At 48.2% G+C, this 19,536-nt stretch carries 16 protein-coding genes; 8 read left to right on the top strand and 8 right to left on the bottom strand.

Annotated elements, in window-relative coordinates:
• Window positions 1-34: 34 nt before the first annotated feature.
• The 4 genes from AB4Z30_RS24600 to AB4Z30_RS24585 form a co-directional block, all read right to left on the bottom strand.
• The gene (locus AB4Z30_RS24600; protein WP_441930065.1) at window positions 35-2,638 is read right to left on the bottom strand and encodes a DUF4129 domain-containing transglutaminase family protein; all 2,604 of its coding nucleotides are present in this window, start codon (window positions 2,636-2,638) and stop codon (window positions 35-37) included.
• Between the two features lies 1 nt (window position 2,639).
• Entirely contained in the window at window positions 2,640-4,121 is a 1,482-nt protein-coding gene (locus tag AB4Z30_RS24595) for a DUF58 domain-containing protein (protein WP_441930064.1), read from the bottom strand.
• The gene (locus tag AB4Z30_RS24590; RefSeq protein ID WP_441930063.1) at window positions 4,118-5,110 is read right to left on the bottom strand and encodes an AAA family ATPase; all 993 of its coding nucleotides are present in this window, start codon (window positions 5,108-5,110) and stop codon (window positions 4,118-4,120) included. The genes AB4Z30_RS24595 and AB4Z30_RS24590 overlap by 4 nt, the downstream gene beginning before the upstream one ends.
• Before the next feature lie 103 nt (window positions 5,111-5,213).
• Complete coding sequence (locus tag AB4Z30_RS24585) at window positions 5,214-6,518, bottom strand: polysaccharide deacetylase family protein (RefSeq protein ID WP_441930062.1); 1,305 nt, start codon at window positions 6,516-6,518, stop codon at window positions 5,214-5,216.
• Window positions 6,519-6,767: 249 nt separating this feature from the next.
• Here AB4Z30_RS24585 and AB4Z30_RS24580 point away from each other — a divergent pair, with 249 nt between their 5' ends.
• From AB4Z30_RS24580 to AB4Z30_RS24555, 6 genes are all read left to right on the top strand, one after another.
• A complete protein-coding gene (locus AB4Z30_RS24580; RefSeq protein WP_441930061.1) occupies window positions 6,768-7,424 on the top strand; it encodes a DedA family protein in 657 nt (218 codons plus the stop codon).
• Window positions 7,425-7,597: 173 nt separating this feature from the next.
• Window positions 7,598-9,112 (top strand): spore germination protein, encoded by a 1,515-nt coding sequence (locus AB4Z30_RS24575; protein ID WP_441930060.1) that lies wholly within the window; start codon window positions 7,598-7,600, stop codon window positions 9,110-9,112.
• Between the two features lie 20 nt (window positions 9,113-9,132).
• The gene (locus AB4Z30_RS24570) at window positions 9,133-10,332 is read left to right on the top strand and encodes a Ger(x)C family spore germination protein (RefSeq protein ID WP_441930059.1); all 1,200 of its coding nucleotides are present in this window, start codon (window positions 9,133-9,135) and stop codon (window positions 10,330-10,332) included.
• 6 nt (window positions 10,333-10,338) lie between these two features.
• Window positions 10,339-10,575 (top strand): hypothetical protein, encoded by a 237-nt coding sequence (locus AB4Z30_RS24565; RefSeq protein ID WP_441930058.1) that lies wholly within the window; start codon window positions 10,339-10,341, stop codon window positions 10,573-10,575.
• Window positions 10,576-10,593: 18 nt separating this feature from the next.
• Window positions 10,594-11,712, top strand: a complete 1,119-nt coding sequence (locus tag AB4Z30_RS24560) for a GerAB/ArcD/ProY family transporter (RefSeq protein ID WP_441930057.1) — start codon at window positions 10,594-10,596, stop codon at window positions 11,710-11,712.
• A 17-nt stretch (window positions 11,713-11,729) separates the two neighbouring features.
• Window positions 11,730-12,854: a GerAB/ArcD/ProY family transporter gene (locus AB4Z30_RS24555; protein ID WP_441930056.1), complete on the top strand. Its 1,125-nt coding sequence runs from the start codon at window positions 11,730-11,732 to the stop codon at window positions 12,852-12,854.
• 108 nt (window positions 12,855-12,962) lie between these two features.
• Here the strand turns inward: AB4Z30_RS24555 and bcp are convergent, their stop codons facing one another.
• The 4 genes from bcp to AB4Z30_RS24535 form a co-directional block, all read right to left on the bottom strand.
• Entirely contained in the window at window positions 12,963-13,433 is a 471-nt protein-coding gene (gene bcp, locus AB4Z30_RS24550; protein ID WP_441930054.1) for a thioredoxin-dependent thiol peroxidase, read from the bottom strand.
• Between the two features lie 115 nt (window positions 13,434-13,548).
• A complete protein-coding gene (locus AB4Z30_RS24545) occupies window positions 13,549-14,334 on the bottom strand; it encodes an ABC transporter permease (protein WP_090924536.1) in 786 nt (261 codons plus the stop codon).
• 4 nt (window positions 14,335-14,338) lie between these two features.
• Complete coding sequence (locus AB4Z30_RS24540; protein WP_441930053.1) at window positions 14,339-15,133, bottom strand: ABC transporter permease; 795 nt, start codon at window positions 15,131-15,133, stop codon at window positions 14,339-14,341.
• Window position 15,134: 1 nt separating this feature from the next.
• A complete protein-coding gene (locus tag AB4Z30_RS24535) occupies window positions 15,135-16,181 on the bottom strand; it encodes an ABC transporter ATP-binding protein (protein ID WP_441930052.1) in 1,047 nt (348 codons plus the stop codon).
• A 229-nt stretch (window positions 16,182-16,410) separates the two neighbouring features.
• On the opposite strand from AB4Z30_RS24535, the gene AB4Z30_RS24530 reads away from it, so the two are divergent.
• Both AB4Z30_RS24530 and AB4Z30_RS24525 read left to right on the top strand, forming a co-directional pair.
• Complete coding sequence (locus AB4Z30_RS24530) at window positions 16,411-17,451, top strand: LCP family protein (RefSeq protein WP_441930051.1); 1,041 nt, start codon at window positions 16,411-16,413, stop codon at window positions 17,449-17,451.
• A 335-nt stretch (window positions 17,452-17,786) separates the two neighbouring features.
• Window positions 17,787-19,103 (top strand): glutamate-1-semialdehyde 2,1-aminomutase, encoded by a 1,317-nt coding sequence (locus tag AB4Z30_RS24525; protein ID WP_441930050.1) that lies wholly within the window; start codon window positions 17,787-17,789, stop codon window positions 19,101-19,103.
• Window positions 19,104-19,536: the final 433 nt, after the last annotated feature.

The raw sequence follows: 19,536 nt of genomic DNA, 5'->3' as shown, positions 1-19,536 counted from the left end.
CGTTTACCCTTCGGCAAACGAGACGGGTCAGGAATTAGCGCTGGCGTCTTGGGGTACGCCGGGCAAGGCGAAGCGCCCGGCGCAAGAAATCGAGACTGTCCGCGCGTAGCGGACGGTCTGGCCCGTACAGCAGCCGCTCCCAGTCGGCTGCAAAATGCGCGATGTCCGCGCCGTCCGTGCCCGCGGACACGGCGGGTGACGCTGCGTATTCCCGCAGCGTCATGCCCGGCGGCCGCGGGCCGTACCGGCGCGCAAGCGCGTGCCAGACCGGAGCGGCAGCCTGCAGCAGCCGCTCTCGGTCCGGGAAGCTGCTGCGCGGCCACGCCAGCAGCAGCCCAAGCCGCAGCGCGGGGCGAAGCCGCCGCGCGCAGGCCCATGCAGCGGCGCACAGCAGCGCCGCTGCCGCAAGTGCTGTCGCGGCGGGCAACGGCGCCGCGACAAGGGCACGTGCGTGCGCGGCCAGCCACGCGCCCGCACGATCCAGCCCGCTGCCCGCATCCGGCAGCGGAGCTCCGTCGCCAGGCTGCGCCTCGGCGATCCCGGCGGCACTGGCATCCGCGGCCTGCGCCGAATCAAACCCCGGCGTAGCTTCAAATGGTATCCAGCCCACGCCGGGAAAATAGACCTCCACCCAGGAATGAGCGTCGCCCTGGGTGACAACAACACGCCCTGGGACTTGCGAGTCTGCCTGTCCCGGGGCGTAACCTTTCACCCAGCGTGCCGGTATACCCTCCGCACGCAGTAGCACAACCATGGCGGTAGAAAAATGATTACAGTACCCCGCCCGGGTCACAAACAGAAAATCATCCACAAAATCTGTACCGCGCGGCGGCATCCGGGTATCCAGCGAGTACCGGGCATTGGCTTTCAGATAACTGCTTACAGCCTGTACAGCATCGTACCGCGTTGCACTGGGGCCGATGATCTCGGCAGCAAGATCTCTTACCCGCTGCGGAAGTGTATCCGGGAGCTGCAAATCCTTTCTACGAACAGAGGCCGGATCGACTGGATTGTCCCCCACGGCAGGATTCTGTTCGCCCGCACCCAGACTCTGCTCGCCATCTCTCGAAACGTTCTTGCCATCCCTACCCACACTCTGCCGAAGCTGCTCTGTTGTCACATCTGGCACCATCACATCTACAGTATAATGCTGGACAAAGTCATTCTTGTCCCTTCCCCCCGCAAGCCATAATGTGCCCGTTTCTTCACTGGACAGCAGCCGCTTTTCATGTTTTTGATTAACTGAATTTCCGTCCTGAAAAGACAAACTTACCGGCAACCCTCCGGTAAACAGTGGATTGGGCCCTCGCCATTCCCGTTCCATCGTGATGRTCTGACGGACACGCTGCCAGTACGGATTCTCTTCCCATCCATCGGAACGCAGTAAATCGGATGGATCCGCATAACGGAAGCGCTGCTCTGCATCACTCCAGGTACTGCCGTTGTAATAAGAACGGGTTTCCCCGCGCCAATACGTGGAGACAGGAGTTTTTGCCACAAATACAGGTTCATTCCCCTGCACCAGGGGTGCTCCCATAGGCGCATCAACCGTACTATATCCCGTCACACTCAGGGAAGCAGGTACACTGCCTGAAGGCGTATATCCTGCCCATCTAGCCAAACGTTCGACCGTATCCATGACAGAGAATTGTCCGGCAGGTGACACAGAACTCAACCTGGCAGGAAGTGTTGAAATCAACACCAAACTTACTGCTGTGCCTATGGATGCGACCATCCAAAGCAAATAAACCTTACTCCGTATCCGATGGAAGCTATGCTTTTCGCGTCGTGTCGTCTTTTGGTTTCCCCCTGAACCTACACCTTGGTTTGTTCCTTGGTTTATACTTGGATTTGCATCTTGGTCTATGCCATGAATTTTACTTTGATCTACATTTTGGTTCTTCACCTGAGTTATACTTCGGTCTGGACCTTCGTAATGTGTCCTCCCTCGATCCTGCTCGTTGCTCTCATGAGCTGTTCCTTCAGAAAGACGAAGAAGATACAGCATGCCCTGAATGCACAGCAGCCAGCATACCGAACGCACCACGGAGCCATAAGCATCATATCCCACCAGACTCTCCAGCAAAATCAGATATACTAATGTTCCCGTGCCAAACAGAGAAATACTGCGGCGAAGCAACACCAAATATTGCACCGATGCCAGCAGCATGCTCCAGCCGCATAGCATGAACAGACCTCTCGTTTCCCTGCTCATCACACGAAAACGCCCTTTGTCGATCCATTCTCCCAGATCCACATTGAGCATGCCAGGATAGGATAGGCCCCATTCAATGGGATGACCGGCCCCATACATTACACATAAAGCAGCATAGATCATAGGGATTCGTAGCACGATGCCTGCAACCAAGCCGGTACGCAGCAAGCCAGTGGATAGTAGAACGGCTGAATAACCCACCATAACAGCAGCAAATCGCTCACTGCCAACTTGGCCATCCGAAGTCACAGGATAGATCCATTCCATGCACAATACGAGCAGCCCCGCCGTGATAAGCCATAAATACAGCGCAGGAGCAGGTAGATTCCTGTACAAAGATAATGACAGCTTCAATTCTGATCCGGACCCATGTGTTTCCGTCATCTGTCCAGCGGAGACTGCAGATTCGGGCTGCTGTTCCATCTTATGCCCCCACATCAACAATCCCCGCCTTTCCGCCAGGTATAGTTCCAACGCTCGCAACATACTCCTGACTTACAACTGCCACACCTTTAGATACAAGACGTTCAGTCCACTCTTGCGAACGATTCGCCTGCACTACTGACGAATGCGATCCAGCCGATGTTCGAGCACTTCCCTTTCTGCTCGTTGCACCCTTTAACTGACCGTTTGTTTTGTCTCCCAGATGTCCCTCTTTCTTTCCTCGAGCCTGATCATCCTTCCATGATTGGGAGGACAAGTACACTCCATTTCCGGCCTTTCCATTCGGTGTTACAACAGTCTCCGTTAAATGTACGACAGCCTGGAAACCAAGTCCGGACGCGTATTCGAGCCATGTAACCAAACGCTCATCCAACTGCCCGGTGAAGACCAATATACTTGAGCCATAAGGGAGATGCTGCAGTCTGCCAACATCCAGCGATTCTCCATCTGATACCCGCTCTTGATTTAATTGGGTATAGGCTAGCCGTTTTAATGCATAGGCCAGTCCTTCATCAGGGTTACCCTGTATTCTCTGACTTTCACCAGTATCATCCCTGTGTTTCTTCCGCACTTCATTCCATAACACTCCATCGAAAGGAATTTCCGATTTCATTGCCAGCCTATCTCCGCTCAACCAAAGCTGACAAGGCATTTGTGCGCCTGCTGCCTCACGAACCCAGCTAGCCGCACCATGCACTGCGCGTTCGAATGATTCCTGAGTCTGATTTTCAGTACCATTACTCGCATATCCTGAATATTCTTCGTATACCATAATTGCCAATGAGGAGTGCTGCTGCATTTCAGGAATCAAGGTGTGCAACTTCCCGGTTCGAGCTGTGCTTTTCCAATGAATCCGATTAATCGAATCCCCCTGCTGGTATTCACGGACTTCTACGCCGGGTATTCCCTGCAACTGATACTGTGCCCCAAGGCCTTCGCCATGGTCTGTCCAAACTTCTGGCCGGATTGATATGACCGCATCGTCGGCAGCAGGCACTACCACAACGGGCTCCTCACCTTTTATCTGTGTGTAGGCTTTATTCCACCCAAAAACATCTCCCCAGTATACTCGGCCGTCCTCCCATGCATGCACTCCTCGCGCAAGACCTGTTATCTCATACTGATAAGACCATCGTCTTTTTAAGCCTGGAAAGAGCAATTTGCGATGTACACCACCCGGAGTGTTGTCACATACCACGAGCCACAATAGTGGAAGCGGACACCTGATCTGTAGTTCAATCCGAACACGCAACCTTTCTCCTGCCTCTATCTGACCTTGCCGTATATGCCTGTGTATATGAATATGAGATGGACCAAACACACGCAGAAGTATTCCGTGTATTACGATTAGCACGGATACAACTGCCAGAAACAAGGCTGACTTTCCGCCATGCCAGACATAGAAGCAACCCAGAAGAACAGCCATCAACACTTGAGCTATGCTCCCGCCAAGCCCTCTCATGCCCGCCGTCCCCTTCCCTGCCCGCTCATCTGCACAGGTACAGGGACTGACGACAACACTTCACGGATCACCTGCTCCTGTATTGAACTCCCGTCCGCCCTGTTCATCGACTTCAGCTGAATTCGGTGAGAGAGCACGGGTACAGCAAGTGATTGCACATCATCCGGCACAACATAGCTACGCCCTTGCAAATAGGCATACGCCTGCACGGCCGTCATCCAGGCCAACGTTCCTCGGGGACTGATACCCAGTCTCACAGCTTCATGATTTCTCGTTGCCACAGCGACAGCCACAAGATATTGTTTGATCACGGCGTCCACATGCACCTGTCTTACTTCTCGCTGCATGGCAACAACTTCCTCAGCCAGAATAATAGGACGCATATCCTCCAGCATATCCTTGCTACGTTCCCGGGAAAGCAATTCTACTTCCTGTTCCGGCTCAGGATATCCGAGCGTAATACGCATCATAAAGCGATCCAACTGTGCTTCCGGCAAACGATAGGTTCCTTCAAATTGCAAAGGATTCTGCGTTGCAAGCAGCAGAAACGGTTTGGGCAACATGTGGGTTGTGCCATCCACAGTCACACTGCGTTCCTCCATCGCTTCTAATAACGAAGACTGTGTCCGGGGAGAAGCCCGGTTAATTTCGTCCGCAAGCACGATATGGTTCATCAGCGGCCCCGGTCTGAATCTGAACTCCCCTGTAGCCGTATGATAGATCGATACACCAGTCACATCGGCCGGCATCACATCCGGTGTACATTGAATGCGCCCCATCGTACAACTTAACGAGCAAGCTACCGTGCGGATCAGCATCGTTTTCCCCGTACCCGGTACATCCTCCAGCAGAATATGTCCTTCACTGAGCATAGCAGCAATAATATATTGAATTTCCTGTTTCTTGCCGATAATCACATCAGCAATTCGATGGCTAAGTCTCTTCAACAGCTCAGTAGCATGATCATGCTCTATTCTCACTCTGGTCATTAGACTACACTCTCCTTCCTTACCTATGAATCCTGATTATCGTAATCTATGATTCATTGTTGCCCGGAAGTAGAGAGAATAGTCAGATGATCCGCCGTTTCTTTCAAATCATGCTATAAAAATGTCCATGCTCCATAGACGTCCAAGGCGGTTCTACGGTAAGTACCCACTCACTGTCCTTGGATTGAAACGTATATTGTTTCGCTCCGAGTTGCTGCATCAAATCACCTACAGACACCCAAATTGTTCCCTCACGGCTCTCTATAGTCGCTTGCACCGTTCTCCCCTTTTGATCATGTAATCGTTTGGACGTTAATGTACCTGTGGTCGGGTTGATCTTAACAATCCTGTCTTTCCACCAGGTGGTGGCGGTACCCGTGGTTTGGTCCCAGCTTATGTTTCCTTCCAACTTGTTCATGTAACTACGTAGTGGAACGAGCAATGTCTGGTCTTTGATCCGATATTCGTCTGGGTTGAGCTCAAGTGTCCTATATCCTAGCTCAATCTTGAGCGGTTTGGCTGTAATCCATTGCTCCGCGTTTTGGTTCACGTGTTTAGCAACCCAGCTCGAGGCCGGGGACTGACGAGTTTTATATTTCACTACAGGCTTGACCTGGAATTGCACAGGTTTGTCTGTTGGTTGCATCACTTCAAACCGATACCCTTCCTGTTTATAGTACCGAATGATATCCGGCAGTGCTTTAACTGTCTCCGCATGTGCACCTCCATCATGCATCAGCACGATGGCAGAAGTCGTTTCGGCAGGCACATCTGTCGCATGGGCGACAATTTCGCTCGCGGGCACATTTCTTCGTTTGGAGTCACCGCTATCTACGTTCCAGTCCATAACGGCGTAGCCTGCCTTTTTTAACAAGTCAAAATAAGTATGGTCAAAATGTCCGTATGTTCCACCAGGCGCTCTGACAAGCGCAGGACGAATGCCTGCAATGTTATGAATGATCTCTTCCGTGCGTTTAATCTGCTGCCAGAATGTTTCAAAATCCCGGTATAGTTCTTTATATTCATGGTTATATGTATGATTGCCGATAACATGTCCTTCACTAGCAATTCGCTTGATCAAGCCTGGCATACGTTCCGCATGTTCTCCCAGTACAAAAAAAGTAGCCGGAACCTTCGCATCACGTAAAATATCCAATACTGCGGGCGTATGTTTGCCTGGCCCATCGTCAAAGCTCAAGTAGACAACTTTGTCTGTTTTTTTGTTTTGCACCGCCGCTTCAGCAGACGGAGCACCTGCTCCAAGCACACCTGTAAGCAGTAACGCAGTAAGCGAAAACCATATTGACAGACGTTGCCAAAACCGTATTCTCCCACAGGAATGAGATAAAGTTTGCTGCTCTGCAAGCTGCCCATTTCGTTGCATCATTTCGTGTGATCCCTGCGTCATTTGTAAATCGACCTCCAGCACTCTATTGAATTTGCTGATAGACTTCAGCAGATTTGTTAGAATTATATGGAGGCGGCTCACAAAAAAGACGTGATTTCATCTATTATTTTGCAACATTTATGGCTGGCTTTAATATAGAGTCATTGATTCTTGAGCAGCAATTCGGTAGCATTAGAAAATAATGAATATGAACGGGCATGCAGCTGCATAAAGCCTGATTCATATGAAATCACCAGGAGTGTGAACCTATTGGAATTACTTCAGAAGGTCCAGGAGTTATTCGGGTCTTACGGATATAGTGTATTGTTCTTCGGCCTGCTGCTGGAGTTTATTGCACTTCCCTTCCCAGGCGAAACGACGATGGCTTATGCGGGTTACTTGTCCTACAGAGGACAGCTTGATTTCGGTACACTCATCATTCTGGCGTTTCTTGGAACAACGATTGGCATGACCATTACGTATTTCATCGGAGCCAAAGCCGGGCTGCCTTTTATCACGAAATATGGAAAATGGTTTTTGCTTAAACCGGACAAGCTGGATAAAACGCAAAAGTGGTTTGCCAAATATGGCAATGGCCTTATTTTTATCGGATACTTCATTCCCGGTGTCCGCCATTTCACCGGTTATTTCTCCGGTATTGCTGCGATTCCGTTTCGCAAGTTTGCTTTGTACGCTTATTCTGGTGCTTTATTCTGGGTGGTGTTGTTCCTTGGGATCGGTAAAGTGTTCGGTCCTGGATGGAGCGCGGTATTCACACTAGCCCATCAATACACTGCATACATTCTTGCCTTCGTTGCATTGTTTGTGATCGCTGGCGTCGTCTATCGCTACCGTAAAGCCTTGCTCACTCGTTCCCGTCGCAAGCGCCCTCCTGTGCGTCAGCGTCAAAAACAAAATGCGGACTAATGATGCGTCCATATAACCTTTAAAAATACAGAAGCCGTAATATGCGGCTTCTTTTTGTTTGCTTTTATTGGGATATGAAGACCGAATATCCTTTCATTCATATTTTTTTCATAAACTAAAACACTCCCGGTCATACTACTTGAAAATAAAGGATGGGTGAGGGGGAGAAATGGATGGCTACAGATACACAAATTGCACATGAAACGCATGCCATTCATCCAGATCTGGCTGAGAATATTGCCTATTGCAAAAAAATGATGGGGAATAGCAATGACTTGATGATTCGTCCATTGCAGAGCCTGCACAAATGGCCTTCCATGCTGTTATACATTGATGGGCTTGTCGATACACAGGTGATAAATCAGGCTGTCCTACAACCCTTGATGCAAGAGCGCAACCTGCCCGATTTCTCGGCTGACGATGAACACCTCAGTTATCTTCAAAACGATGTTCTTACCGCTAGTGAAGTACTGTTTATTGATGACATGGACGATGTGTTGAAAGCGATGCTGGCCGGTGAAGCCATTCTGCTGCTGGATGGCTCTACTCGGGGACTCAAAATCGGCGCTGCTGGTTGGGAAGACCGTCCTGTAGGTGAACCCGTTTCTCAAACCGTTGTACGTGGTCCGATGGAAGGTTTTACAGAAAATTTGCGAACGAATACGGCACTGATTCGCAAGCGGATTCGCGACCCGCAGCTTTGGATCGAGGAGCGTGAGATTGGACGTGTCACCAAAACCCGTGTATCAATAGTATTTCTCGAACATACGGTCAACGAAGATGTTGTTGATGAGCTCCGCAGACGGCTGGATGAGATTGATATCGACAGTATTCTGGAAAGTGGGTACATCGAGGAACTGATTCAGGACAAAACCACGACAATCTTTCCGACGGTCTACAATAGCGAACGTCCAGATACGGTATGTGCCGCACTGCTTGAAGGGCGAGTTGCCATCATTATAGATGGTACACCGTTTGTACTGCTTGTACCTGCGTTGTTCATGCACTTCTTTCAATCTCCTGAAGATTATTATCAGCGTGCTGATATCAGTTCCCTTGTTCGTATGCTGCGATACTTATCATTTCTGATCGCCATGCTGGCTCCATCCTTTTATATCGCTATTTCAACGTTTCATCAGGAGATGCTGCCAACTACCTTGTTGATCAGCTTGGCTGCCCAGCGTGAAGGTGTGCCTTTCCCAGCCTTTATTGAAGCGGTTCTGATGGAGCTGACTTACGAAATATTGCGAGAAGCGGGGATTCGAATTCCAAGAACGGTCGGACAGGCGGTATCCATTGTAGGCACACTTGTTATCGGGCAGGCCGCGGTTGAGGCCGGTGTTGTCTCGGCAGCGATGGTTATCATCGTTTCCATCACGGCCATTTCCAGCTATGTCATCCCAGAGAACGGATTGTCTATTTCGGTTCGCATTTTGCGTTTTATACTCATGACGGCGGCTGCGGCATTCGGGTTCTATGGCATTCTGATCGTTCTGCTCATTACACTAACCCATCTATGCAGCTTGCGCTCCTTTGGAGTATCGTACATGTCTCCATTCGCACCCTTTATTAAGAATGATCTGAAAGACACGTTGTTCCGTGTTCCCTGGTCACATATGAAAACTCGCCCGTTATCATCCGGCACTTCGAACGTAACGAGACAGAAAAGCAAAAAAACCAAGCGTTAGTGAAGGCAGGAGAAACCGTTATGATGAAATGTTTACGCGTCATGCTGTCCCTTATCGTTATATTGCCGTTACTGAGCGGGTGCTGGGATCGGCAGGAACTGAATCAACTCGGGATTATGCTTGGTCTCGGTGTAGATCGAGAAGGAGACAAGATCAAAGTTAGTGCCCAAGTTGTTGTTCCCCGCGAGGTTGCCAAAGGCCAAGGTGGTCAAGGGACTCCCGTGGTCCAATATCAAGCCACTGGCCACACGTTGCTTGAAGCCATTCAGAAACTTACCGAGACTAGCCCGCGTGTTATTTTCATGGCTCATATCCGGGTGTTGATTTTTGGAGAAGAATTTGCACGTAAAAACGGTATTTATGATGTCATTGAAGCGCTTCTAAGAGAACCCGATGTTCGACCGGACTACTATGTTATGGTGGCTCGAAAGACCACCGCCTCCAAGATTTTGAACGTGCTAACGCCTCTGGATAATCTTCCAGCAGAAAAATTGTTTAATGCCCTTGATATTTCTGCCAAAAGCTGGGCTCCAACAACAACGGTGACCAGTGACAAGCTTATGCAATATATTCTTACACCCAGCATGTCCCCGGTTATCACTGGAGTTGAGCATGTCGGAAACCCCGAAATAAGCGGAGAAATCAAAAATATCGAGAGTATCAAATCACCGGGCGTTCTTCATTTCAGCGGTTTAAGTGTTTTCAAGAAAGAAAAGCTGATTGGTTGGCTTAGTGAGGATGACTCCAAAGGGTACAACTACATTCGCGACAACGTAAAATCAACGATCGGCCCTGTAACCTGCCCCAAGGGGGGGTATGTGACCCTTAAAACGCTACGCGCCTCTACGGATCATAAGGTTAAGATGGTTGGAGGAGAACCCCAGATTACAGTTAAAGCGAATATCGTTTCGGTCGTCGGTTCCGTTGACTGCGAGATGGAGATCGGATCGATGGAAGCCATCAAACAATTGGAACAGTTGGCTGAGGATCGGATTAAGGAACTCATGAAAGGCACCGTCAGTTTGGTACGCAGTAAATATAAAGTTGATATTTTCGGTTTTGGACAAGACATTTACCATAAGTACCCTAAACTTTACAAGAGAGAAGAACAGAACTGGGACAAATACTTTCAAAATCTGGATATTAAATATGAAGCTAAGGTGCAGATCCGTCGTATAGGCACACTTGACAATTCATTTATTAAAAAAGCCAAGGAGTGAGCGCGCTTGCTGCTATCGATTGCAGTTGTCGTTATCGGGTGCCTGATGGGGGTGATCGACTTACCCAAGTTGTGGAAAAACAAGGAGTGGAAAGAAGTTGCCGTCTATTCCTGCTTGTTGCTGACAGGTACTTTTTTTGGTGTCGTTGCGGTAAATTTATGGGAATTTCCAAGCCCGCTCTACATTATTATCTGGATCTACAAGCCTGTAAATCAATTGCTGGCTTATATTACCGGGAGCTAGCCAGAGGGAGTTGACAACATGTTGGAGCAAGGGCGGCTTGGGGTTAGGCAATTAAGCATCTTGACCATCTTGATCATTGCCGGTGACATGATGATGATCTACCCTTCGGTTATCTCAACCTATTCGGGACAAAACGCATGGCTTTATGCTTTTATCGGCGTTCCTCTTGGTATGGGGCTGATGTATCTTTTCGTCAAACTTGCCGATACGTATCCCGATGAAAATTTAATTGGTGTTTTTCGTAAAATCCTTGGATTTTGGCCAGGTACGGTGTTATCTCTGTTCTACCTGATGTATTTTATTTTTAGCTCTGCAGCACAATCACGGGTCGTTGGTGATTTCATGACCAGCCAAATTTTTTTATATACACCCATTCGGGTTGTGCTTCTTATTTTTGTAATCCCTCTCGGCTGGGCACTGTATAACGGACTGGAAACCATCGGGCGAAGCAGTGAAATACTTGTGCCCATCATTACTGCTTTTATGTTTATTCTGGTCGTCTTTTTGCTGCCTCAGGCAGATTTGAACCAATTGGTGCCATTCACAGACACCACCATCAACCAGCTTACACATGGAATTGTGATCGGTTTTATATACCCGGTTGGTGAATCCCTTCCCATTCTGATGATCCTTCCCTATGTAAGTCAGCAAACCCATCGCACCCGTGATATTCTCATATCTGCCGGATTTGCCAATCTGCTTATGGCTATTCTCGTAACGATCTCTATGCTGGTTATGGGGCTTTTTCTCACACAGCATACGATCTTTGGTTCTTTTGTATTATCCCAAAAAATCAATATCGCTAATTTTTTCCAAAGGATTGAAGTGCTGATGGCTTCTTCCTGGCTGATATCCACCTACTTTAAAGCTACCGTTTATCTGTATGCTTTTATTCTTGGTATCGCTGAGCTTTTTCGCCTCAAAAGCTACCCATTTCTCATTCTGCCAAGTGTACTGATTGTATATGCGCTGTCTAACCTTATTTCACCCAATATGCCCTTTTTTAACACAACCGTCATTCCCTATTGGTTAGAGTGGGATTTTACGGTTAGTCTGGTCTTACCTGTCCTGCTGTTAATCATTCATCTGATTAAATCCAGGTTTTCATTCAAAAAAAAAGCGAAACTTAACGACTAGCCAAGGGGGGACAGATCATGCTCATCAAGGAAAAGCTTACTGTACGCCAGTTTGCGGTCCTTGCCTTCATGGGTTTAATTGGGGATATGATGCTGATCTATCCCACATTAATCACCTATTCAGGTAAACAGGATGCCTGGATCTGTACCATAGTATCCCATTTTATTGGCATGGGGATTTTGTGGCTGTTCTACCAGTTAAATCAAGCATATCCTGGTCTCACCCTCATTGAAATCTGCTCTGCAGTACTCGGAAAATGGATAGGTGCCATTTTAGCTGCCGCATACTTATTTTACTTTCTCATCGGTTCAGCCATATGCATACGTGAAGTCGGAGATTTTATGACAACCCAGATTTATCTCCGCACCCCGATTCGGGCAATTATACTTCTATTTGTCATCGCATTAGGCTGGTCTATACTCAAAGGATTGGGCACTTTTGCTAGAAGCGCAGAGGTTCTGGCACCTGTCGTGATTATCAGTTTAATGATTCTGTTCCTTTGTTTACTTCCACAAGCGAAGGTATCCAATATCGAGCCTTTCTTGGAAACGCCTGTTTTTTCATTTATTAGCGCGAGTATTCGAGGTGCTACAGCTCCATATGGGGAACTCATCATTATTACGATGATTTTCCCTTATGTGACTCACGGTGCCCACAAAAAACGGGATATGTTCTTGGCCACATTGCTTGGGGGCGTCATGTTGACTCTCACGCTTCTCATTTCCTTACTGGTGCTCGGGGCTGAACTGACACAGCACAATATCTATGTATCATATATTCTCGCACAGAAAATTAACATCGGTGGCTTCCTGCAACGAATTGAAGCACTCTCTGCCATCGCCTGGCTGGTATCTACTTATTTTAAGACTTCGCTGTACACGTTTGGATTTATCTTAGGCCTTGCTCAGCTGTTTCGTCTCAAGTCATACCAGCCACTCATCCTGCCGACCACGCTATTATTATTTGGCCTGGCTATTGCGCTTTCGCCTGATGTTCTTTTCTATACCCTCGGCATCATTTACCCTTGGTTCTATTGGGACATTACAGTCAGCATTATTATTCCTGCCTTCCTGCTGCTGATTAATCTTATGAAAAACCGATTTAAACAACGTAATAACGCAAGTTCTCTTCCGCCAAAATAAACAGGCTACATCATCATGGAATGGGTGTCCATGGATGTAGCCTGTTTATTGTTAACCATGCATGTGCTATATGCAGGGCTTATTTTATTTTCAGAGGGTTAGAATCGATTACAGCCCTTTTACCGTATCCAGCGCCTCTTCAATATGCCCCTTCACACGCACCTTCGTCCATTGTTTGATCAGTTTGCCCTCTTCATCCAGCAGAAAGGTGGAACGAACGATACCCATGTACTCCTTGCCATACATCTTCTTCAATTGCCATGCGCCAAACTGCTCGGCAACCGTGTGCTCCTCATCCGATAACAGGATGAAAGGCAGTCCGTATTTGGCAATAAACTTGTCATGTTGCTTCATCGGATCAGTGCTGATGCCCAGAATGACCGTATTCAGCCCCTGAAACTCCTCATGTCGATCCCGAAAATCACAGGCTTGCTGGGTGCAAGACGAGGTCATATCTTTCGGATAGAAATAAATCAGAACACGCTTGCCACGAAAATCAGACAGCTTCACAGACTCACCCGTGCTCGATGGCAGTTCAAAATCGGGAACTTGTACACCTTCTGTTAAAGTCATTTTCATGTCCTCCTTGGAATTCAAGTTATGTGATCCTTCAGATTTGCGTGAAGTAATCCTTCAGCTCACTCTCTGAGAACTCTGGAATTTACGTTACGTGATGAAATAATCTCTTAGCAGGTCATGACCCCGCTCCCCGATAGCGCTTCACGCCGAAGTTCCACAGGGTAAGGCCAATCGTCGCAAAGACCAGCCCCATGACCGGAGTGAGCAAAGCCATACGATGCATCTCTGCTCGCTCAAGGAACAGCGCTGCCGGATAGATGCCAACAAAGGCGAACGGGATAATCCAGGTGAGAAGCACCTGAATGGCTCTGTTATAGATCGTTACCGGATAACGTCCATATCCTTGAATATTGTACATCAGCGGCAAAATACCTGTCGGCGCATCGGAGTAAAAGGATAGGGACGTCAATGTAGTATAGATACCCGCGTAGATTAGCACTGAACTTAGTGCCAATATAATCAATGCAGGGATGTGCCACCATTCCAGCACAAGCCCCATCTCTGCACCACTGAAGATCATAATGATTAACCCGATGAACGACCCTACGAGAGAGGGCGGGTCTACATTTTCCAGCAGAATCTGAAACAGGTTGTGTGCCGGTCTTGTTAGAATGCGATCCATCTCACCTTTGACAATGTAACGCTCGCTGAACCCCCACAGGTTGATAAAACAGCTAAAAATGCCGTAAGGCACCATAAAGTACCCGTAAACAAATAATACTTCCGCCTCACTCCAGCCACCAAGGTTATCGGTATGCCGGAATACGACAAAGATAAAGATCAGATTGGTCGCCTGAAACAGCAGATCGGAGATAATCTCTACCCAGAAGTCGGCGCGGTAGGTGAGGCGTGTCTTCATGTAATTTTTCAGATATTCCCAGATTAAACCCATATAGTACATTCGCTTATCCCCCTTGCACGAACAGACGCTTGCGAGCCTGCCGCCAGATCAGCACCATAGGTATGAGCAGCAGGACAAACCAGAGCACCTGAATCCCGAGTACATTCCAGATGCCTGTACCCTCCACTCTGCCCGTGAAGACCGAGCCCGGCAGATACGTGATCGCCTGAAACGGCAACATCTTCATGATCGTGGACAACCAGTCCGGGTACAAACTGATTGGAATGATCAGGCCCGAGAACAGATCAACGACCACACGTTTCATGCGCATCATGCCTTCGTTATTTTCCACAAAAAACGCGGCCAGTCCCGTAATGACATTAATCTGGGAATTAATGATGAAACTGAAGAACAACATAACGAGAAAACCGATCCATGCCGAGGGCGCCGTTGGAAGTTCCACTGGGAACAGCAGGATGGCAATAATCATGCCTGGAATCATGAGCAGTAAGAAACGGAATATGCCTTCGCCTAGCCCCTGCATCATTTTGACCATCACATAGTTAATCGGCCGGATAAACTGAATCGCAATGGAGCCATCCCGAATATCAGCAGCGATCTCCCGATCCAGATTGTTAAAATAAAAAGCACGCGCCATCCAAGAGACGGCAACATACGTTGTCATCTGTGCTGCCGTGAAACCGCCGATCTCTCCACTGCTTCCATAAATAGCTTGCCATGTAAAGTAATACACGCCGATATTCAGCGTATATATCAAAATGCCGGAATAATAATTAACCCGATACGCAAGCATCGTCAGAAAACGAATGCGCATGAAATCAATAAATGCACTATTCATCTCAGGATACACCTACCGCTTCATTTCCTGCGGACACGATCTCTGGACGCTCGGCAGAACCGGACTGATAGATACTGCGCACAATCTCGTCCGTATTTGTCTCAATAATCTGAATATCCGTAATATCGGCCTGTCCTACCACACGTGCCAGAACATCCGAAACGTTCAGTTCCAGCGGAATCCATACGGAAGCCGACAACTCATTCTCCACGGTCCACCGCACAGGCATCGCCGCTGTCCATTCCTGCATCTGAGTCATCGTATGACCTGTACCAAATTTGAAGCGAACCTCGCGCTCCGTGCCCCACTGGGACTTGAGGTGATCCAGACCTCCATCATAGATGATACTTCCCGCATCCAACATGATGACTCGTGAACACAAGGCTTCGATATCCTGCAAGTCATGTGTCGTGAGCAGAATGGTTGTACCATGTTGCTCATTCATGTCTTTCAGGAATTCACGGATTTCCGACTTTACCACGATATCCAGGCCAATGGTCGGTTCATCCAAGAACACAATGCTTGGATTATGCAGCAAGGCTGCTACCAGTTCACAGCGCATCCGCTGACCGAGACTGAGCTTGCGCACTGGGCGGCTAAGCAGTTCCTGTAATTGCAAACGCTCCACTAGCTCGTCCAGCCGTTTGCGGAAGTCCTGCTCTCCTACACGGTACACTTTGCGAAGCAGATGGAAGGATTCAATGACACCGATATCCCACCATAACTGGCTACGTTGTCCAAACACCACACCAATATTTTTGACAAACTTCTCCCGTTCCTGATACGGAACATATCCACCTACCGATAAATGCCCGGATGTAGGCACCAAAATGCCGGTCAACATCTTAATCGTTGTTGATTTACCGGCACCGTTCTCTCCAATATATCCGCAAATTTCACCTTGCGGTATCTGAAATGAAATATCATTCACAGCCAATACTTCCTGGTATTGACGTTTGAACAGATCCTGAAACGCGCCCTTCAGCCCACCGCGGCTTTTCTGGACGTTAAACGACTTTCGCAAATCTTTGACATCAATCGCCAGCATGTTTATACCTCACTTGGATTTTGTTGAAATTGCTTGTAGCCCAAAAAGAAATTATAATAGTAACAGTCAAAATTCAGCAAGCTTTAAAAAATAGTTTGAAGTGGCCTCCTCTGCCGTGCAGGTTTGGAGGGAAGGCGAACGGAAAGCTTCAAATTATACACAAACTCAACGCAACTTTACATGTACTGAAATCGTTTATTTTTTATCTCAAATACAAAGGAGCGCTAGCATGACCAGAAAGACGAAGAGGACCCTATGGATCTCTCTTGCCGCCTTCGTGTTAATTGTTGGAGGGGCAGCGGCCTACTATTTTGGTTCTATTCTTAATCAGTTGGATGGATTGCAGAAAAAAGGCGAGGATTCGCCATTTGCCAATATTCAAAATGTAGAGAAAGTGAACACACCTGACCCTCCGAAATGGGAAGGTACGGAAACTGTGAACATTCTGGTTATGGGTGTCGATGCACGCGGTCTCAAAAAGGGTGAAGTTCCCCGTTCCGACAGTATGATGGTGGTATCACTTGACCCGCTGACCAAAAAAATCAACCTCTTCTCAATCCTTCGTGATACTTACGTGACGATCGACGGATATGGTAAAGACCGGATTAACACAGCGATTACCCACGGTCCGAACGTAGCCATGGAAGCTGCAAGTGACTTGCTYGGTATCCCTGTTCAATATTATGTGTATACCGATTTCCAAGGATTCATCAAACTGGTCGATGCGGTTGGCGGTGTGGACTTTGATGTAGAGAAGGACATGCATTATACAAGTAAAGCCGACAACAATGAATACGATATTGATCTGAAAAAAGGCTACCAGCATCTCGACGGCAAAACAGCCTTGATGTATGTTCGTTTCCGTCATGATGCGATGTCTGACTTCGCACGTTCAGAACGTCAACGGGAGTTGCTCAAAGCCGTGACGGCAAAAATGCAATCCACGACAACGATTGCCAAACTGCCATCCATCTTGGAAGAAGTTAGCCCGTTTGTGGATACCAATCTTACCCTTTCCGACATGTGGAAGCTCGGTGGACTTGGTTACCAAAGCAGCATGAATGGCAGTGAGCAGGTTCCACCAATGAACCTGTTGAAAGAAGAACGTACACCAGGCGGTGCACAAGTCTTGTCTGTAACCAGTGAAGAAAAACTGAAACAACATGTTCAGGACATCATTCACCCGCCAGCCCAGACAGAAGACCCAAAAGCCAAGGAAGACAAAACGGCTAGCGGTGAAGAGAAAAACACACAGCAACCGGCAGAATAATTGAGCGAGCGATATAAAACAGTATTTGTGCTTTTAGGCCGAGATATAGGTTTGAGCTTATAGCTTTGAGCTAACTTGGTAAATAGTTGGATGGCTAAAACATCAATTAGTGCAGCAGTAAAAGTTACCATACACGGTTACTCGATAACAATACTTGCAGCCTGTGACTATAAAATATACCGTTTATACCATAGCGATGATCCGATTCATTCTCAAAAGGGCAGCCGACATGCTGCCCTTTCGCTATGCCTGTACGCCAAAGTATGCGAAAATAATCATAGCATGTCATTGTTTTGCCGGTTTAAACTATTGGAATTACGAAAGGAAGTTGTCCCATGAATACACGTACGAACTCTGAGTCGTTATATAAAGAAGCCCTGGAGCATATTGTAGGCGGTGTAAACAGCCCTTCACGCTCATTCAAAGCAGTGGGCGGCGGGGCACCCGTTTTTATGAAAAAAGCGCACGGTGCTCACTTCTGGGATGTTGACGACAACAAATATATCGATTATCTTGCGGCTTACGGCCCGATTGTGACTGGACATGCCCACCCACATATTACGAAAGCCATTACGGAAGCAGCTGCCAATGGCGTCCTGTATGGTACGCCGACGGAGCTTGAGATCAAGCTTGCCAAAATGCTCAAAGTAGCGATTCCTTCCATGGACAAGGTTCGCTTTGTAAACTCCGGTACGGAAGCCGTGATGACAACTATTCGGGTCGCACGCGCATATACGAAACGGAATAAAATTGTGAAATTTGCCGGATGTTATCACGGTCACTCCGACCTGGTGCTGGTTGCTGCCGGTTCAGGCCCGTCTACGCTTGGCATTCCCGACAGTGCCGGTATCCCGACCAGTATCGCTCATGAAGTCATTACTGTTCCTTATAACGATCTTGATGGTCTGAAGGATGCACTCGAACGCTGGGGTGACGATGTAGCCGCCGTTATGGTGGAGCCGATCGTCGGTAACTTCGGCATGGTTATGCCAGAGCCGGGATTCCTGGAAGGCCTCTGTGCGATGACACGCGCGAACGGTTCACTCGTTATTTATGACGAGGTTATTACCGCCTTCCGCTTCCACTACGGTTCCACACAGACGTACACCGGATTAAGCAATCACGCGGAGATCGAACCAGACCTCACCGCACTTGGAAAAATCATAGGCGGCGGCTTGCCTATTGGTGCTTATGGCGGCCGTAAACATGTCATGGAGCAGGTTGCCCCACTCGGACCGGCCTATCAGGCTGGAACGATGGCAGGCAATCCAGCCTCCATCTCGGCGGGTATCGCTTGCCTTGAAGTGTTGCAAGGTACTGGAGTATATGAAGAAATGGAACGTCTCGCTATCGATCTGACCGCTGGCTTGCAGGCTTCCGCTGACCGACACGGCATTGATCTGACGATCAACCGGATTCGTGGTGCGTTCTCCACGCATTTCTGCAACCATCCGGTGACGAACTATGATCATGCACAAGACACGGATGGTGAACGCTTCGCGTCCTTCTTCCGCCATATGCTGAATCGCGGCATCAATCTGGCTCCATCCAAGTATGAAGCCTGGTTCCTGACCACCGCTCATACGGACGAAGACATTGCTGCTACCCTGGAAGCCGCAGAAGCCTCTTTTAAAGCAATGGCACAGGAGTAAGAGCGGGAGCCATTGGCTAACCCTCTCACTTTGACTCGCACGTCGAATTGCTAATCGGTCAACACTCTCGCTATTCAACCTGATGAGCATACTTTTCATCATATCATGCCCCCCATACTGCCGAGATTCTAACGATAACAGGAGGCCTTATTTCCCGCTTTTTGATCAGTTTTGAAATCTAACGATCACAGGAGACGTTATTTTGCAAAATGGAACCTAATTCTCCACTCAAAGGGTAATTTTGAACAAAATAGCGTCGCTGGAGATCGTTAGAATATGGATTGGTTCAATATAGGCCAAATAAGGCTTCTCAGGATCGTTAGAATTTTCCTGCCTACAGTACGGGATCATGCAAGGCCGCAAACTTATTCAATCCGGCAAAATTTCGCCTTTACTACATCATCCTAATCATGTTTCGGAGCTGACTTCATCT

This window comes from Paenibacillus sp. 2TAF8 (genome assembly GCF_052114825.1).
GTDB lineage: Bacteria > Bacillota > Bacilli > Paenibacillales > Paenibacillaceae > Paenibacillus.
The sequence above is the reverse complement of the archived record's forward strand: the minus strand, read 5'-3'. Positions and strand labels throughout refer to the sequence as shown.